The organism is Streptomyces sp. NPDC054866 (assembly GCF_053610745.1).
In genome coordinates this window covers 1-1,025 of the sequence record NZ_JBSGZA010000037.1, presented here as the reverse complement: position 1 = coordinate 1,025, position 1,025 = coordinate 1, and the positions used below count along the sequence as shown (strand labels likewise).

Annotated in this window: 1 protein-coding gene; it reads left to right on the top strand. The window is 67.0% G+C overall.

What is annotated here, in order from left to right:
- The coding region (locus ACWGI2_RS42075; RefSeq protein WP_453701341.1) for an acyltransferase domain-containing protein at positions 1 to 1,025 on the top strand (1,025 nt) is incomplete at both ends.

Sequence of the window (1,025 nt, the reverse complement as noted above, 5' to 3'; positions counted from 1 at the left end):
GGGTTGTTGTTTACCGGTCAGGGGTCGCAGTGGTCGGGGATGGGTTCGGGGTTGACTGGGTTTGCGGTGTTCCGGGAGGCGTTTGAGGAGGTGTGTGCGGGTTTTGATGGGTTGTTGAGTCGTCCGTTGGGTGAGGTGTTGGCGGATGGTGGGGGGGTGGTGGATCGGACGGAGTTTGCGCAGGCGGGGTTGTTTGCGTTCGAGGTGGCGGTGTTCCGGTTGCTGCGGGCGTGGGGGGTTGAGCCGGGTGTGTTGGTGGGGCATTCGGTGGGTGAGGTGGCGGCGGCGTTTTGCGCGGGGGTGTGGTCGTTGGGGGATGCGTGTCGTCTGGTGGCGGCGCGGGGGCGTTTGATGCAGGCGTTGCCGGCGGGTGGGGCGATGGTGGCGTTGCGGGGGAGTCTTGGTGAGGTGGAGGCGTTGTTGGAGGGTGTGTCGGGGGTGGCGGTGGCTGCGGTGAACGGGCCGAGGTCGGTGGTGATTTCCGGGTCTGGTGTGGTGGTGGATGGGCTGGTGGCGCGGTGGGAGGCGGGTGGTGGTCGGGCGCGTCGGTTGACGGTTTCGCACGCGTTTCATTCTCCGTTGATGGAGCCGATGCTGGAGGATTTCCGTGGGGTGGTGCGGGAGTTGGAGTATCGGGCGCCGGTGATTCCGCTGGTGTCGAACGTGACCGGGGAGTTGGTGGATCCGGCTGCGGTGTGTGATCCGGAGTATTGGGTTGGGCATGTGCGGGAGCCGGTTCGTTTCGCGGATGGTGTGCGGGCGGCTCGTTCGGCTGGTGTGTCGGTGTTTGTGGAGGTGGGTCCGGGGCCGGTGTTGACGGCGATGGGGCAGGAGTGTGTGCGGGATGAGGCGGTGACGTGGGTGGCGTTGTCGCGTGGGCAGGGGTCGCCTGCTGCTGAGGTGTTGTTGTCGGGTGTGGGTGCTGCGTTTGCCGCCGGGGCGGGTGTGGACTGGCGGGCGGTATTCGCGGGTGCTGGTGGGCGGCGGGTGGTGCTGCCGACGTATGCGTTCCAGCGTCGGCGTTT